Annotated in this window: 14 protein-coding genes; all 14 read left to right on the top strand. The window is 69.3% G+C overall.

What is annotated here, in order from left to right:
- The first annotated feature begins 38 nt into the window (after positions 1-38).
- Complete coding sequence (locus R3F55_22530; GenBank protein ID MEZ5670154.1) at positions 39-467, top strand: phasin family protein; 429 nt, start codon at positions 39-41, stop codon at positions 465-467.
- Positions 468-635: 168 nt separating this feature from the next.
- Positions 636-1,430, top strand: a complete 795-nt coding sequence (locus R3F55_22525) for an inositol monophosphatase (GenBank protein ID MEZ5670153.1) — start codon at positions 636-638, stop codon at positions 1,428-1,430.
- Between the two features lie 213 nt (positions 1,431-1,643).
- Positions 1,644-2,990 (top strand): extracellular solute-binding protein, encoded by a 1,347-nt coding sequence (locus R3F55_22520; GenBank protein ID MEZ5670152.1) that lies wholly within the window; start codon positions 1,644-1,646, stop codon positions 2,988-2,990.
- Between the two features lie 63 nt (positions 2,991-3,053).
- Complete coding sequence (locus tag R3F55_22515; protein ID MEZ5670151.1) at positions 3,054-4,007, top strand: sugar ABC transporter permease; 954 nt, start codon at positions 3,054-3,056, stop codon at positions 4,005-4,007.
- A gap of 1 nt (position 4,008) precedes the next feature.
- Positions 4,009-5,088: a carbohydrate ABC transporter permease gene (locus R3F55_22510; protein ID MEZ5670150.1), complete on the top strand. Its 1,080-nt coding sequence runs from the start codon at positions 4,009-4,011 to the stop codon at positions 5,086-5,088.
- Between the two features lie 5 nt (positions 5,089-5,093).
- A complete protein-coding gene (locus tag R3F55_22505; protein ID MEZ5670149.1) occupies positions 5,094-6,158 on the top strand; it encodes an ABC transporter ATP-binding protein in 1,065 nt (354 codons plus the stop codon).
- A 29-nt stretch (positions 6,159-6,187) separates the two neighbouring features.
- Complete coding sequence (locus R3F55_22500) at positions 6,188-7,009, top strand: glycerophosphodiester phosphodiesterase family protein (protein MEZ5670148.1); 822 nt, start codon at positions 6,188-6,190, stop codon at positions 7,007-7,009.
- Complete coding sequence (locus R3F55_22495; GenBank protein MEZ5670147.1) at positions 7,006-7,695, top strand: glycerophosphodiester phosphodiesterase; 690 nt, start codon at positions 7,006-7,008, stop codon at positions 7,693-7,695. Before R3F55_22500 ends, R3F55_22495 begins: the two co-directional genes overlap by 4 nt.
- Positions 7,696-7,738: 43 nt before the next feature.
- A complete protein-coding gene (locus tag R3F55_22490) occupies positions 7,739-8,965 on the top strand; it encodes a cytochrome P450 (GenBank protein ID MEZ5670146.1) in 1,227 nt (408 codons plus the stop codon).
- A 49-nt stretch (positions 8,966-9,014) separates the two neighbouring features.
- Entirely contained in the window at positions 9,015-9,338 is a 324-nt protein-coding gene (locus R3F55_22485) for a 2Fe-2S iron-sulfur cluster-binding protein (GenBank protein ID MEZ5670145.1), read from the top strand.
- Positions 9,335-10,573, top strand: a complete 1,239-nt coding sequence (locus R3F55_22480) for an FAD-dependent oxidoreductase (protein MEZ5670144.1) — start codon at positions 9,335-9,337, stop codon at positions 10,571-10,573. Before R3F55_22485 ends, R3F55_22480 begins: the two co-directional genes overlap by 4 nt.
- Before the next feature lie 137 nt (positions 10,574-10,710).
- Positions 10,711-13,203 carry an outer membrane beta-barrel protein gene (locus R3F55_22475; protein MEZ5670143.1) on the top strand — a complete coding sequence of 831 codons (2,493 nt, stop codon included), beginning with the start codon at positions 10,711-10,713 and terminating at the stop codon, positions 13,201-13,203.
- 114 nt (positions 13,204-13,317) lie between these two features.
- The gene (locus R3F55_22470; GenBank protein ID MEZ5670142.1) at positions 13,318-14,604 is read left to right on the top strand and encodes a hypothetical protein; all 1,287 of its coding nucleotides are present in this window, start codon (positions 13,318-13,320) and stop codon (positions 14,602-14,604) included.
- Positions 14,605-14,682: 78 nt separating this feature from the next.
- Entirely contained in the window at positions 14,683-16,062 is a 1,380-nt protein-coding gene (locus R3F55_22465; GenBank protein MEZ5670141.1) for a hypothetical protein, read from the top strand.
- The last annotated feature ends 20 nt before the right edge of the window (positions 16,063-16,082 follow it).

Raw genomic sequence — 16,082 nt, 5'->3', positions numbered from 1 at the left:
GGCAGCGGCAAGAATCGTTTGGAAGAGAGGACCCCACCATGGCTGGCAAGACCAACGGTCACGGCGATTTCGACTTCGCCAAGATGTTTTCGCAGTTCAAGCTTCCGGGTGTCGACACGGCGGCCGTGCTCGAGGCCCAGCGCAAGAATTTCGAGGCGCTGAGCACCGCCGGCAAGCTGGCGACCGAGGGTTTCCAGGCCGTCGCGCAGCGCCAGACCGAGCTGGTGCGCCAGGGCGTCGAGCAGTCGATGGCCGCGGTGCGTGAGGTGATGGCCGAGGGTTCGTTCGCCGCGCAGACCGCGAAGCAGGCAGAGATTGCCAAGCGCGGCTACGAGTCGACGCTGAGCAACGTGTCCGAGCTGAACGAGATGGTGCTGAAGGCCAACCAGGACGCGTTCGGCGTGATCAGCAAGCGCATCGGCGAGGTGATGGACGAGGTGAAGGCGCTGGCCAAGGCCGCCGCCTGACTCTTCCGGACCTCGGTTTTCTCGCGCCGATCCCTCCCCCGGCGCGAACGTGAAAAGGCTGGCCTTCGGGCCGGCCTTTTTCGTTCGGTGCGCGTGTCATGGCGGGCTTTCGCGGCGGGCGGGCGATCGCCTATCTTCGCCACGTGATCAGCCGCAACGGGAAACGCGATGACCCAACCGCCAGCCCAGGACCTCGAGTCGCGCCACGCCCTGGCCGAGGCGGTCGCGCGCGAGGCCGGGATCTATGCCCTCGGCCGTTTCCGCGACCGGGCCGGCCTCGACATCGGTTCGAAGGGCGCCCACGACGACGTCTCCGACGCCGACCGGCAGACCGAGGCCCTGATCCGCCGCCGCATTGCCGAGGCGTTTCCCGACGACGGGATCCTCGGCGAGGAAGGGGGCCGCAGCGAGGCCCGCAACGACTGGCTGTGGGTCGTGGATCCGATCGACGGCACCTCCTGCTTCGTCGCCGGCATTCCGGTCTGGTGCGTGTCGGTGGCGGCGGTCCATGCCGGGCGCGCGGTGATCGGCGTGGTCGAGGACCCGAATGCGGGCGAGACCTTCTCGGCCCGCGCCGGCGGCCCTGCCACGCTCAACGGCAGCCCGATCGGGCCCAGCGGCGCGATCGGGCTCGGCGGTGGCAGCGTCGGCGTCGGCCATTCGATGCGGATCCGGCCGGCGGAGACGATCGGCTTCATGACCCGCTTGCTCGAAGGCGGCGGCATGTTCCAGCGCAACGGCTCCGGCGCGCTGATGCTCAGCTACGTCGCCGCCGGGCGGCTGATCGGCTATTACGAGGCGCACATCAACAGCTGGGACTGCCTGGCCGCGCTGGTGCTGATCGAATGCGCCGGCGGCTGGCACAACGACTTCCTGGCCGGCGACGGGCTGACCAGGGGCAATCCCGTGCTCGCCGCCGCGCCGGGGGTGGCGGACGCGCTGCGCGGCCTCGCGGGCCTGTAGGCAGGCACGGCTGTCACAAAAGATTCATACATCTGGTCACAGACCCGGCACCGGTTTACCCTTCCCGCCCATCGACACTGGGAACAGTGCGACATCGTCATGGCCGGTGCCTGCTGCTGACGCGCGGCTGTAACAATCCGGCGTTAGGTTCGCCGCAGCCGAGACGGTGCGTTGCCGGGCCGGGTCGCCCGGCGCTTGTAGGGGAGGATAGCCATGTTCAGATCATCGATGTTCATACTCGCGGCCGCGACGGCGCTCGGCGCTGCCGCCCAGGCCCAGGAGACGATCACCTACGAGCTGTGGTCGCGGCAGGACACTTCGGGCCCGCTGCGTCCCGGCAACGTGGTCAAGGCCGCCGACCTGCTCAACGCCGCGCTGGAGGCCGAGGGCTCCGACAAGCGGGTGGCGGTGGTGGTCAAGGAAACGCCGGCCGGCGGGTTCGACGACGACGCCCTGCAACTGCTGCGCGTGTTCGGCATCGGCGAAGGCCCCGACATGTTCGTGCAGGCGCACGAATGGACCTGCGCCTTCCAGCAGGACGGCTTCCTGCTGCAGCTCGACTCCTATATCGACGCACATCCCGAGCTGTACGGCGCGATCGTGCCGTCGCTGTGGGAATCGACCATGTGCCAGGGCGGCCGCTATGCGATCCCGCAGGACGCCGAAGCGCGCATGTTCTTCTACAACAAGGCACTGCTGCGCCAGGCCGGCTATGACGAGGCCTTCATCGAGTCGATGCCGGATCGCACCCTGGCCGGCGAACTGACCATGGACGAGGTGCTCGAGATCGCCAAGACCGTGGTCGACAACACCGACGCCGAGTACGGCATCCTGCACCGGCCGTCGATCGGCCCCGACTATCTGATGGTGTTCCAGACCTATGGCAGCACCTTCGTCGACCCGGACAGCGGCAACCTGATGCTGGAGCGCGACAAGCTGGTCGCCGCCTATGACTGGTTCCAGCGCGGGGTGGAGATGGGCGTGCTCGCCCCCAACAACACCTCGATGGAGTGGGATTCGATCCGCGCCGAGTTCTACGCCAACAGCAACGCCGCCTTCTGGATGTACGGCATCTGGGACCTGGGCAGCACGGCGTTTCCGACCTACGGCCTGCCTTCCGACGAGGCCGCGTTCTTCGCCGACTGGGGTTGGATTGCAGCACCCGCAGCGACGGCCGGCGGTTCGGCGTCGAGCCTGACCCACCCCGTAATCTATGCCATCGCCGCCGACGTGGCCGAGCCCGACCTCGCCGTCAGGCTGCTGGGCCATGCCTCGTCGCTGGAGCTGAACACCGACCACGCGATCACGACGACGCATATCGGCATCCGTACCGACCAGTCCGACGACCCGCGCTATCAGGAAGCCTGGACCCTGGCACGCGCCGCCGAGCTGTTGCCGATCACCAAGTTCCTGCCGAACAACCCGCAGTTCGGCGGGCTGAACCGGATCATCTACGCCGGCATCCAGGGCGTCGAATCCGGCCAGCTGTCGGCGGAAGACGCCGCCGACTTCGTCATCGACGAGGCCACCTCGACGCTGGAAGACGTCATCGTCAAGTAGCGCGGCGAACGGATCGGGCGGGCGCTGGCCAGCGCCCGCCCGCGTCCGCGTCGGATGACGCCATTGACCTCGCTCGCGGCCCAGGCCCTGACCGAACGGCAGCTTGCCCGTCGCGCGACGGCGCGGCGCAACCTCAACTTCGTCATCTTCCTCGGTCCGGCGATCGTGCTCACGGTCGTCTTCTTCGTCGTGCCGGTGCTGATCGACATCGCGGTGTCGTTCACCGATCTCGACCGCTCGCTCAACATGTCGGGCTTCACCCTCGAGCAGTACGAGAAGGTGTTCGCCGGCGACAACCGGCTTATCGAAGTGCTGGGGCTGACGCTGATCTATGTCTTCGGCACGCTGGCGGTCTTCAACGTCACCTTCGGGCTGATCCTTGCCCTGGTCACCACCCCGATCAACAAGGTCTCCGGCGGCTTCTTCCGCGGCGTCTGGCTGCTGCCGCGGATGAGCCCGTCGGTTCTCTACATCCTGCTGTGGCTGTGGGTGGTGAACCCGTCGGAGACGGGGCTGCTCAACCAGGTCGCGATGACCGTGCTCGGCCTCGACCAGCCGCTCGACCCGAAGACCGACGTGCCGGTGATGCTGATCATCATCGCCAACGGCTTCATCGGCGCGTCGATGGGCATGATCATCTTCACCTCCGCGATCCGCGGGATCCCGGAGCACCTGTTCCATGCCGCCCGCGTCGACGGCGCCGGCTCGCTGTCGATCGTCCGCCACATCACGCTGCCGGCGCTGCGCTGGCCGATCAGCTTCATCACCATCTACCAGACGCTGTCGCTGCTGGTTTCCTTCGAGTACATCCTGCTGTTGACCAAGGGCGGGCCGTTCTACGCCACCACCGTCTACGCGCTGTACATCTACCGCCGCGCGTTCGAGAGCGGGCAGTACGCCTATGGCGCGGCGCTGGCGCTGTTCCTGATCGTCATCGGCATCGTGCTGGCGCTGCTCGGGTGGCGCTTCTTCGACATGAAGAAGCTGCTGCAGAACCCGCGGATCGAGGTGCAGTAGCTTGGCCGCGCCCGGCCTTGCGGCCCCGGCCGCCGACTGGACCGCGCTGGCCCGCCGCGGGCGGATCGAGCGACGGGTCAGGACCGGCGCGGTCTATGCCTTCCTGATCGCGGTCTCGCTGCCGATCATCCTGCCCTACATCTGGCTGGTGACGGTGGCGCTGTCGGCCGACCGCGGCATCGCCGAGACCGACGTGCTTTGGCGGGCGGTGGCGGTGCTGGTGCCGGGGCTGATCGCGGTCTGGGCGGCGGCGATGCTGGCGCAGACCCCGCGGCAGCGCTGGCTGGCGATCCTCGGCGCGCTGGCCGCGACGATCCTGGTCTTCGCGCTGGTGGTCGGGCCGGACCTGCATCTGCGCAACTTCATCTTCCTGACCGACCCGAACTTCGCCTCGGTGGTGCGCTCACGCGCCGGCGAGGTGTCCGGGGCGATGCAGTACCCCAATGTCTGGAACGCGTTCCTGAACTCGATCCTGCTGGCCGGCACCCAGACGGTGCTGGTGGTCACGGTCGCGTCGCTGGCCGGCTATTACCTGTCGCGGTTCCAGTTCCCCGGCCGCGCCGGCATGCTGCGCACCCTGCTGGTGCTGCACGCCTTCCCGGTGCTGACCCTGATCGTGCCGCTGTTCCTGATGCTCTACTGGATCGGGCTGCTGGACTCGCTGCTCGGCGTCATCCTGGTGCTGGTCGGCTTCGAGCTGCCGTTCGCCGTCTTCATCATGAAAGGCTTCTTCGACGCCGTTCCGTGGGACATCGAGATGAGCGCGCTGACCGACGGCGCCTCGCGGCGGCAGGCCTTCTTCCGGGTGGTGCTGCCGCAGGTGACCAACGGCATCATCGCCATCTCGGTGTTCTCGTTCATCCGCGGCTGGGAGGAGTACATCTTCGTTTTCACCTTCCTGATCGACAGCGCCAACTGGACGATGAGCCTGTACATGTTCTTCGTCCGCGACGACGTCATGGGCGTCGACTACGGCGTGGTCTCGGCGGTCGGCGTGTTCTATCTGGTTCCCAGCCTGGTGCTGTATGCCGCGGCGCAGAAATACCTGATGCAGATGTCGATCGGCGGCGTGAAGGGCTGAGACGGATGGCGAGCATCGAGTTCCGCAACATCGGCAAGCGCTTCGGCGACGTCAGCGTCATCAGCGGCATGAACCTGACGATCGCGGACGGCGAGTTCGTCGCGCTGCTGGGTCCGTCCGGCTGCGGCAAGTCGACCAGCCTGTTCATGCTGGCCGGCATCTATGTGCCCAGCGACGGCCAGCTGATGTTCGACGGCCAGACCGTGAACGAGGTCGAGGCCAAGGACCGCAACGTCGGCATCGTATTCCAGTCCTACGCGCTCTATCCGCACATGACCGTGCGCGACAACATCCTGTTCCCGCTGCGCTTCAAGAAGACGCCGCGCGAGGAGGCGCTGCGCCGGGCGCGCGAGGCCGCCGCACTGGTCCATGTCGACGAGCTGATGGAACGGCGGCCGAGCCAGCTTTCCGGCGGGCAGCAGCAGCGCGTGGCGCTGGCGCGCGCCCTGGTCAAGGAGCCGCAGCTGCTGCTGCTCGACGAGCCGCTGTCGAACCTCGACGCCACCCTCCGCCTCAGCATGCGCACCGAGATCAAGGCGCTGCAGCGCAAGCTGGGCGTGACCACGATCCTGGTCACCCACGACCAGATCGAGGCGACGACCATGGCCGACCGGGTGATCTGCATGCGCGCCGGCCGGATCGAGCAGGTCGGCACGCCCGACGATCTCTATGCGCGGCCGGCCAGCCTGTTCGTCGCCGGCTTCATCGGCTCGCCGCCGATGAACCAGCTTGCCGGCGCCGCGTCCGGCGGCACGCTGCGGATCGGCGGCGTCGCGCTGCCAGTCGAGGGGGCGGAGGGGCCGGTGACCCTCGGACTGCGGCCGGAGACCCTGCAGTTCGCCGACGCCGGGTTGCCGGGGCGGATCATCCAGGTCGAGCCGATGGGCCGCGAGGTGCTGTATGTGGTCGAATGCGGGCTCGGCCTGATCCGGGTGCTGCAGCAGGGGGCGGCCACGGCCCACGCGATCGGCGAGGCGGTTCATGTCGCTTTCGCCCAGGCGGACACCCTGGTCTTCGACGGGCCGACGGAGCGGCTGATCGCCGGCGCCCACGTCCGCCTGCCGGCGTGACGGCCGGTCACGGCGGCGGACGCGGCGCGATGGACGACACCGCAATCCAGGCCGGCGGCCGGACGGTGCGGCTGAAGTGGCACAAACTGCGGCGCGCGGCCGACGAGCCGCCGTTCGCGCCGGCGAACCTGCGCGCCGGGCTCGCCGCCGGCGCCGCGGTGGAGATCGACATCCGGCGCCTGGGCGACGGTGCCTGGGTCTGCCTGCACGACGACGTGCTGGACGAGGAAACCGACGGCACCGGCCCGGTCGCGGCGATCGACAGCGCGGCGGCCGCGCGGCTGCGCATCGCCGGTGCCGACTACGCGCCGCCGCGGCTGACCGATCTGATGGCCATCGTCGCGGATACGCCGGCCGTTGCCGGCCACCTGCAGCTGGACCTGAAGGAACCGGAGGACCGGCTCGACGCGGCCGCGGTCGCCAGCCTGCGGGCCGCGCTTGGCGAGGACGCGCGCCGCTGCATTCTCAGCGGCTATCATTGGCCGACGCTGGCCCGTGTCGGCTCGGCGATCCCCGGCCTTCGATTGGGATACGACCCCTATGAGGCGGCGCTGGCGAACCCGCCGCAGACCGGCGCGGACTTCGCCCGCTTCACCGAGGCCGTCCTTGCCGAGGCGCCCGATGCGGCAGCCTTCTATCTCTATCATCGCTTCGTCGGCGCGGCGCTGGCGGCCGGCGTGAATCCGATCGCCATCCTGCAGCGGCACGGCGCGTTCGTCGACGTCTGGACCCTTGACCCGACCACGCCCGACATCGCGTCGATCCTGCGCGCCGTCGTACGAGCCGGCGCCGACCAGATCACCACCAACGCGCCCGGCGCGCTGGCCCGGCTGTGGCATGCATGCGCATGAGCCGCCCCCGCGTCATCGCGCATCGCGGGGCGAGCCACGCCCATCCCGACAACAGCTGGGCGGCATTCGAAGGCGCGGTCGAGGAAGGCGCCGACGCGATCGAGTGCGATGTCCAGCTCAGCGCCGACGGCGTGCTCGTCGTGCGGCACGACCTCGTGCTGGCCGGCGGGGTGGCCGTCGCCGGCCAGATCGCCGCGCAGATCCTGCGGCAGGCGCCGGAAACGGTGCTGCTGGACGACCTGCTGGACTGGCAGGCCGGCCAACCGGTCGGCCTGCTGATCGAGGTCAAGGATCGGGCGGCCGTGCCTGCGCTGATGCAGGCGCTCGCCAGCCGCCGGACCGAAGACGTCGTTGTCGGCGGCTTCGACTGCGTCGCGATGGCCGCCGTCAAGCAGGCGCGACCGGCGCTCCGCACGTCGCTGATGATCGGCAGCGTCGTCGATCCGGCGACCCTGGTCGATCTCGCCCGCCGCTATCGGGCCGACGGCGTGCATCCGTGCTGGGAGGCGCGCGCGCCCAGGGCGTCGCAGTTGCTGACGGCCGCGGATGTCGCGGCCGTACACGCCGCCGGGCTCGCGGTGACGCTGTGGCACGAGGAACGCGAGGACGAACTCGCCGCCCTGATCGGGCTGGGCGTCGACGCGATCTGCACCGATACGCCCGCCGTGTTGCGCCGGATGCTGTGACTGCCGCTATAGTGGCCGTCGAGAACACGCGCCGGAACGCCCGATGACGACCCAGGCCACGCTGGAAACCGACGACCGCCCGCAGGGCGACTATCCCGTCTGGGACGTCGACCCCTATGACGAGGCGGTGCTGGCCGATCCTTACGACTACTACGCCGCCCTGCGCGCCCGCGGGCCGGTCGTGTGGATCGCGCGCTACGGCTGTTGGGCGATGGGTCGTTATGCAGAGGTGCATCCGACCTTCGGCGACCATCAGCGCTTCTGCTCGTCGCGCGGCGTCGGCCTGTCCGACTTCGCCAGGGAGAAGCCTTGGCGGCCGCGCAGCATCGTGCTCGAGGTCGATCCGCCCGAGCACACGCGCACGCGTGCGGTGATTACCCGGGCGTTGTCGCCGCGCGCGGTGACGGCCCTGCGCGACCGCTTTGCGGCGGAGGCCGAAGCCCTGGTCGACGGCCTGCTCGAACGCGGCACCTTCGACGCGGTCGCCGACTTCGCCGAGCCGTTTCCGCTGAAGGTCTTTCCCGACGCCGTCGGCATCGGGCCGGAGGACCGGCGCAACCTGATCGTCTACGGCATGATGGCGTTCAACGCGATGGGGCCGGACAACCGCCTGCGCCGCGACTCGCTCGCCCACGCCGCGACCGTGGTGCCGTGGATCGCGGCGATGTGCCAGCGCGACCGGCTGGCACCCGGCGGCTTCGGCGACGTGATCTACCAGGCGGCCGACGACGGCACGCTAAGCTTGGACGAGGCCGCCCTCCTGGTGCGCTCGCTGCTGTCCGCCGGCATCGACACAACCGTCACCGGCCTCGGCAATGCGCTGTGGTGCTTCGCCAGCAATCCGGACCAGTGGGCGTTGCTGCGCGACGACCCGTCGCTGGCGCGGGCAGCGTTCGAGGAGGTGCTGCGCTTCACCAGCCCGGTGCACACGTTCTGCCGCACGACCGTTGCGGATGTGGAGGTCGGCGGCATCCGCCTCGGCGCGGGCCGCAAGGTGATGTGCGTGCTCGGATCGGCCAATCGCGACCCGGCGAAGTGGCCGGACGCAGACCGCTTCGACATCCGCCGCGATACGCGCGGCCATCTCGGCTTCGGCACCGGCGTGCACGGCTGCGTCGGCCAGGCCGTTGCCAAGCTGGAGGCCGAGGTCATGTTCAATGTGCTGGCGCGCAAGGTCGGCCGGATCGCGCTTGCCGGCCAGCCGCGCTGGCGGCCGGGCAACGCCCTGCATGCGCTCGACAGCCTGCCGGTGCGCTTCGTCCCCGGATAGCGCCCGACCGGCGAACAAGAAGACTGCGAACAACCTGCGGAAAGACCTCATGGCCAAAGTGACCTATGTCGCCTTCGACGGCACGCGCACCACGGTTGACGTGCCAGACGGCACCAGCCTGATGATGGGGGCGGTGCGGAACGGCATCGCCGGCATCGTCGGCGAATGCGGCGGCTCCGCCATGTGCGCCACCTGCCACGTCTATGTCGACGAGGCCGACGTCGGCCGGCTGCCGCCGCGCAGCGAGGTGGAGGACGAGATGCTGGTCTGCGCCGCGTCCGAGGAGCGGCCGACCAGCCGGCTGAGTTGCCAGATCACGGCCGGGCCGGAGATCGACGGCATCGTGGTGCACATGCCCGAGCGCCAGGTGTGACGCCACGGTCCGTTGTCATCGTCGGCGCCGGCCAGGGCGGCGCCCAGGTTGCCGCCTCGTTGCGCGAGGAAGGCTATGACGGCGCGATCGCGCTGGTCGGCGCGGAGCCGGGTCTGCCCTACCAGCGTCCGCCGTTGTCGAAGGCCTTTCTGAAGACGCCGCTGGAGCGCGACGCGCTGATGTTGCGCAACGCCGCGTTTTTCCTCGACCAGCGCATCGACCTCATCGCCGGCCGGCGCGTTGCGGCCATCGACCGCGCCGTGCGGCGAGTGACGCTGGACGACGGCGGCAGCCGCGCCTTCGACCATCTGATCCTGGCGACGGGGGCGCGCAACCGCCGGCCGCCGATCGAGGGTATCGACGCCGCAGGCGTGCTGGACCTGCGCACCGTCGACGACGCCGAGGCGTTGCGGGCGCGGCTCGACGACGGTGGCCGGCTGCTGGTGATCGGCGGCGGCTTCATCGGGCTGGAGGTCGCGGCGACCGCGCGCCAGCGCGGGCTCGACGTGGTGGTGTTCGAGGCGTTGCCGCGGCTGATGGCCCGTGCGGTCTCGCCGGCGATGTCGGCGCATTTCCTCGACCTGCATCGGCGTCTCGGCGTCGACGTGCGGCTCGGCGCCAAGGTCGCGCGCATCCGCGCCGATGCGGGGCGGGCGACGGCGGTGGAGACGGCCGACGGCGCGATCGAGGGCGGCGACGCCGTTCTGGTCGCCGTCGGCGTCGCGCCGTGCGACGAGCTGGCCGCCGCGGCCGGGCTCACCTGCGACAACGGCATCGTCGTCGACCGGTTGCTGCAGACTGAGGATCCCGGCGTGTCGGCGCTGGGCGACTGCGCCGCCTTCGACAGCCCCTGGGGCGTGGGCCGCGTGCGCCTGGAATCGGTGCAGAATGCGGTCGACCACGCGAAATGCATCGCCCGCAGGCTGGTCGGCAGGCCCGAACCCTATGCGGCGGTGCCATGGTTCTGGACCGACCAGGCCGACGCCAAGCTGCAGATCGCCGGGCTGACCGCCGGCGCCGACCGCACCGTGGCGCAGCGCGGCGACGACGCCGGCAGGCTGTCGGTGTTCTGTTTCTCCGGCGACCGATTCGTCGGCGTGGAGAGCGTCAACCGCCCGGCCGACCACATCGCGGCGCGCAAGGCGCTCGGCTTCGAATGCGGTCTGACCGCGGACTTGGCGGCGGCCGAGGGATTCTCGCTGGCCGCCTATCTGAAAGCCCTGCCGCAGCCCTGACCGGACCGCCGCGGGCCATCGGTCGCACGGGGCTGGCCCTGCACAGCCTTGATATGCATCATAGTTCCGGATGCGCTCGATGCCATGTTGCGCGAACGGCGAAGCGCCGATCGCGTAAGGGCAGGGGAAGACACAAGGTGAAGCGTCTAGGATCGTTCGTTCCGGCGGCCGCCGTCATCCTGGGCTGGCAGTCGGCCGCGGCAGAGGAGCCGGGCGATGCCGCGACCGCGGCATCCGACGGAACGGAAACTCAAACCGAAGCCGCGGCGGCGGATTCGGGCGCCCTGCAGATCGGTTCGTTCGTGCTCGATCCGCGGCTGACGCTGACCGAGTTCTACGACGACAACATCTTCGCCACCCGCAACCACAAGGTCCACGACGCGGTGACCGTGGTGTCGCCCTCGCTGCGGCTCGATTCCGATTGGGGTGAGCACGCACTGTCGGTCTACGGCAGCATGGATGTCGGCCGCCATGCGAACCGGAGCAGCGAGGACTATGTCGACTGGCGGGTCGGCGGCGAGGGCCGCGTCGACTTCTCGCCCGAGGCGAACCTGTTCGGCGGGGCGCGCTTTACCCACGACCACGAGCCGCGCAGCTCGCCGGACGAGGTCAACGGCACCGGCCCAACCCTGTTCGACGAGATTTACGGTTTCGCCGGCGGTTCGGTCCGGTTCGATCCCCTATCCGTTCGGGCGGCCGGCACCTATCGGCACATCGATTTCGACGATGTCGACTCGACCGGCGGCACCATCAACAACGACGACCGCGACCGGGCCCTCACCGACATCGGCGCGCGTGTCGGCTATCTGATCGAGCCGGGCTGGCAGGCCTTCGTCCAGGGCGCGCTCGACCTGCGCGACTATGACGATGCGGTCGACGACGCCGGCGTCGACCGCGATTCGGCCGGCTTCAATGCGGCCGCCGGGATGGTGATCGGGTTGGAGAACGAGTCCTGGGTGGAGCTGCTCGCCGGCTATCTGCACCAGGACTACGACGGCGTCACGCTGGAGGACGTCGACGCGTTCGACTTCGGCGCCAGGCTGACCTGGCGCCCGACGCTGCGCACAACGGTGACGGGCATCGTCGACCGCACGATCGCGGAAACCACCGCGACGGGCGCGTCGAGCTATCTGGCGACCCGTTTCGGCGCCGGCGTCGAGCATCTGCTCGCGCCGGACCTGAGCGCACAGCTGTCGGCCGACTACACCTTCAACGACTATGTCGGGATTACCCGCAGCGACCGGCTGCTGGATGCCAATCTGGGTCTGGCGTACTACGTCACGCCGCACATATGGCTCGGCACCGACTATTCCTACCAGCGCCGGGAATCCGAGGCCGCCGGCGAGGATTACGACGAAAACCGGCTGTTCTTCCGCATCGGCGCGCAATGGGCGCCGCACTACAGCGACGAAGACATGGCGGCCTATCGGTCGGGCCTCGACGGCGAGGCCGATCTGGGCGGCTTCTATGCCGGCGTGCAGGGCGGCGTGGGCGAGCTCAATTCCGGCCTGGAAGGCCCGCGCGGGGCCGGCGGTAGCCTGACCGCGGATTTCGGCGCGCTGGGCTGGACCGGCGGCGCCTTCGGCGGCTACGGCGAGCGCTTCGGCAACTGGTATCTGGCTGGCGAGCTCGAGGTGGAGCTGAGCGGTGCCGACTGGACGCACACCCGCCTGCCGGGCGGTCGCCAATTCATGGTCGACAAGCAGGAGACGCTGGGCGGCTCCGGCCTGATCGGCTATTTCCTGCCGGCGGACAACCTGGTCTACGGTCGCTTCGGCGTGGTCGGAACCCGCTTCGAGACCACCTATGTGACCAGCGCCGGCACCACCAACGTGCGCGACGAGTTCGAGCCCGGCCTGCGCTTCGGCGGCGGCGTCGAGGTGCCGGCCGGCGGCGGCCTCTTCGTCAGGCTCGACCAGACCTACACCGCCTACCGCAACTACCAGATCGAGGGCGGAAACGGGCTCGACGACTTCTCGAACACCGAAAACCTGACCCGCCTCGGCATCGGCTATCGCTTCGGCATGCTGCGAGAGGGCGAGCCGGACAGCCCGGACAACCCCTTGGCGGGGTTCTATTTTGGCGGCCAGCTCGGTCACGACGGGTTGGTCAGCGCCAACAGCGGGCCGCGGCAGGCCGGCTCGGTCCTCGACGCCGAGCGCGGCGGCTACGGGGCGTCGGCCGGCGTCTACGGCGGCTATGGCCTGCGGCTGGACGATTTCTACCTGGCCGGAGAACTCGATGCCGAGATCAGCGACGCCAGTTGGGACATCGAGCGCGACCCCACCGGGCGGGTCTACTCCGTCGACAAGCATCACAGCGTCGGCGCCAGCCTGATCGCCGGCTACGTGCTCGGCGACGCGGCGCTGCTGTACGGGCGGGTGGGCCTGGTGCGCACCCTGTTCCACACCGACTATGCGACGACCGGAACGTCGACCAGCGAGGACAACACCCAGACCGGTCTGCGCTTCGGCAGCGGGGTGGAAGTGCCGGCCAGCGACACCGTGTCGCTGCGCTTCGACTTCACCTACACCGACTACGAAAGCTTCGACGTCGAATACGGCGCCAATGTCGACAGGTTCGACAACGCGGAAAACCAGTTCAGGATCGGCCTAGCCTATCGGTTCTAGTTCGATGCCGTGATGCGCCGCGGCGCATGACTGGTCGATTGAGCCATATCAAAGCAGGGCGCGCCGGCGTGTGATCGGTTGTGACATCTCGTTTCCTCAACAAGGAAGAAGACGATGCACAAGACGAAAGCGCGCCGCCTGCCGGCTGCAACCCTGGCCACGACGGCGCTCGCCGGACTCACCCTCCTGGGTGCCGGCGGCCTTGTCCAGGACGGCGGCCTGATTCCGGCGGCATTTGCCCAGCAGCAACAGCAGCACGGCGCGGGCGGCCAGGGCGGCGCCGGCGGGTCCGGCGGGGCGGGTGGCGGCGGCTACGGGCGCAGCGATGCCACCCAGGAACTGCAGGACCTGCTGCGCCAGGGCGGGCGCGGCGGCCTGTCGACCGAGGCCGACGAGGACTCCGATCGGCCGGCATGGGCGCAGGGCAACCGCGACCTCAATCCCCACGCCCAGGGCGGCGGCCAGCCGGCCGGTGCCGGGACCAGCCGCGGCGATCTTTACGGCGATCTCTATGTCATCCTGCGCGACGCCAACGGTGTGCCGATCCTGCTGACGCTGCCCAGCGGCGACCAGGTGGTCCAGCCGCTCGATGCCGACGGCAACCTGATCCCGCTCGACGCGGAAGGCGAGCCGCTCGATGCGACGCTGCTGCAGGAGGTCGATTTCGGTCGCCTCAGCGTCGGCCGTGCCCCGACCCAGGTGCTGAACCACTCGCTGTCCGAGGCGCTGACCTCGCTCGCCAGCATCTACACGCTCGACGAGAACAACGACATCGTCATCGCCGACGGCGCCTCGATCACATTCGACGCGGCCGGGCGGCTGGTGATCACGGTGGACGGCGAATCGAAGACGATCGACTCGCCGCTGGAGAACCTCGCGCTCTATGCCGACCTGATGGCCACCGGCGCGATCAACACGGTGGTGACCTTCTCCTACGTCGACGAGAACAACGAGACCATCTACGTGACCAAGGAGGTCAGCTTCGTTCCGACGCTGGACCTCGACGTCGCCGCGTCGCTGCTGGCTGCCGCTGCCGACAAGACCGGCGGAATCTCGGTCGATCTGGTCGCCTACGAGAACTCGATCCTCGACGTGAACACCGTGGTCGACGGCCAGACCGTGGCCTACTTCGACTATTCGTCGTTCACCTACGACCGGGCCGACGCCTATGCCGGCGACACGATCACCTATCTGGAGCCGACGACCGATTCGGACGGCAACACGGTCTACACGGTCGTGACCAAGTCGGTGCTGGATGCGGTGTTCGGCGGTGACGACGGCGTGTTCGATCCGACGACCGAGAACGTCAGCGACACCAATATTTCTGGCTTCGCGGTGGCGTCCGACGACGCGCTGCAGGTGATCGAGTTCGTGCACGACCACCAGATTCCGGAAAACTGATCGGCGGCGTCGGCACGACCCGTGGCGGCCGACCGCAAAGGTCGCCGCCAAGGGTGCGTCATCTAAGGGACGAATGGAATGCCAGCGAACAAGCAGGGTTTCGCCCCGGCGCTCGCTGCCGTGCTGCTGGCCGGTTTCGCCGGCGGATGGCCGGCAGCCGCCTGGGCGCAGGACGATCACGGCTCGGGCCATGAGTCCGGCGGCAGTCATGAGAGCGGCGGCGGCGGCCACGCGGGCGGCGGAGGCGGCGGCGGTCACGCCGGTGGCGGCGGTGGCGGCCACGGCGAGGACGGCCACGAGGAAGGCGGCGAGCACGAGGGCGGGCCCGGCGGCAACCGGCCCGGCGGTGCCGGGGTCGGCGGGCCCGGCTTCGGCCGCGGCGACGCCACCGGCGCTCTGGAGGATCTCCTCCGCGGCGGCGGGCGCGGCGGGCTGCATGGCGACGACGAAGGCGATTCCGACCGGCCGATCTGGGCCCAGGGCAACCGCGATCTCAACCCCCACGCCCAGGGCGGCGGCCGGCCCGCCGGTGCGGGCGTCGGCCGCGGCGACCTTTATGGCGACCTCTACGTGGTGCTGCGCGACGCCAACGGCGTGCCGATCCTGCTGACGCTGCCCAGCGGCGAGCAGGTGGCGCAGCCTCTGGATGCGTCGGGCAACCTGATCCCGCTGGACGACGAAGGGGCGCCGATCGACTCCGCGCTGGTGCAGGAAGTGGAGTTCGGCCGGCTCAGCTCCGCCCGCTCGCCGGCACAGGTGTTCGACCATGCGCTGGCCGAGGCCTATGGCACGCTCGCCAGCGTGTACACGCTGGACGCCGACCACAACATCGTCGTCGCCGACGGTGCCTCGATCGGCTACGACGCGGCGGGCCGGTTGGTGGTCACCGTGGCCGGCGAGAGCAGGACGATCGATTCGCCGCTGGCCAACCAGGCGCTCTATGCCGACCTGCTGGCGACCGGTGCGCTCGACACGGTGGTGACCTTCGCCTATGTCGACGACAACGACGAGACCGTGTTCGTCAGCAAGCAGGTCAGCTTCGTGCCGACGCGCGACTTCGACGTGGCCGCCGCGCTGCTGGCCGGCGCGGCCGACAAGACCGGCACCATCACGGTCGATCTGGTCGCCTACCAGAATTCGATTCTGGATGTGAACACGGTCGTCGATGGCCGCACCGTCGCCTGGTACGACTATTCCGCATATGCCTATGACCGGGCCGCGGCCTATGCCGGCGAGACGCTGACCTATCTGGAGGCCAGCACCACGTCAGGCGGCGACGTGGTCTATACCGCCGTCACCCGGCCGCTGCTCGACGCGGTGTTCGGCGGCGCCGACGGGGTGTTCGATCCGGCGAGCGAGAATGCGGCGGGCACGAACATCGCCGGCTTCGCCACCGCGTCGAACGATGCGTTGCGGGTGATCGAATTCGTCCACGACCACCAGGTGCCGGGCAGCTGACCGCCCCGTTCTCGGCAACC

The sequence above is a fragment of the Alphaproteobacteria bacterium genome (genome assembly GCA_041396705.1).
Classification (GTDB): Bacteria; Pseudomonadota; Alphaproteobacteria; order CALKHQ01; family CALKHQ01; genus CALKHQ01.
This window is presented reverse-complemented; position numbering and strand designations above follow the sequence as displayed.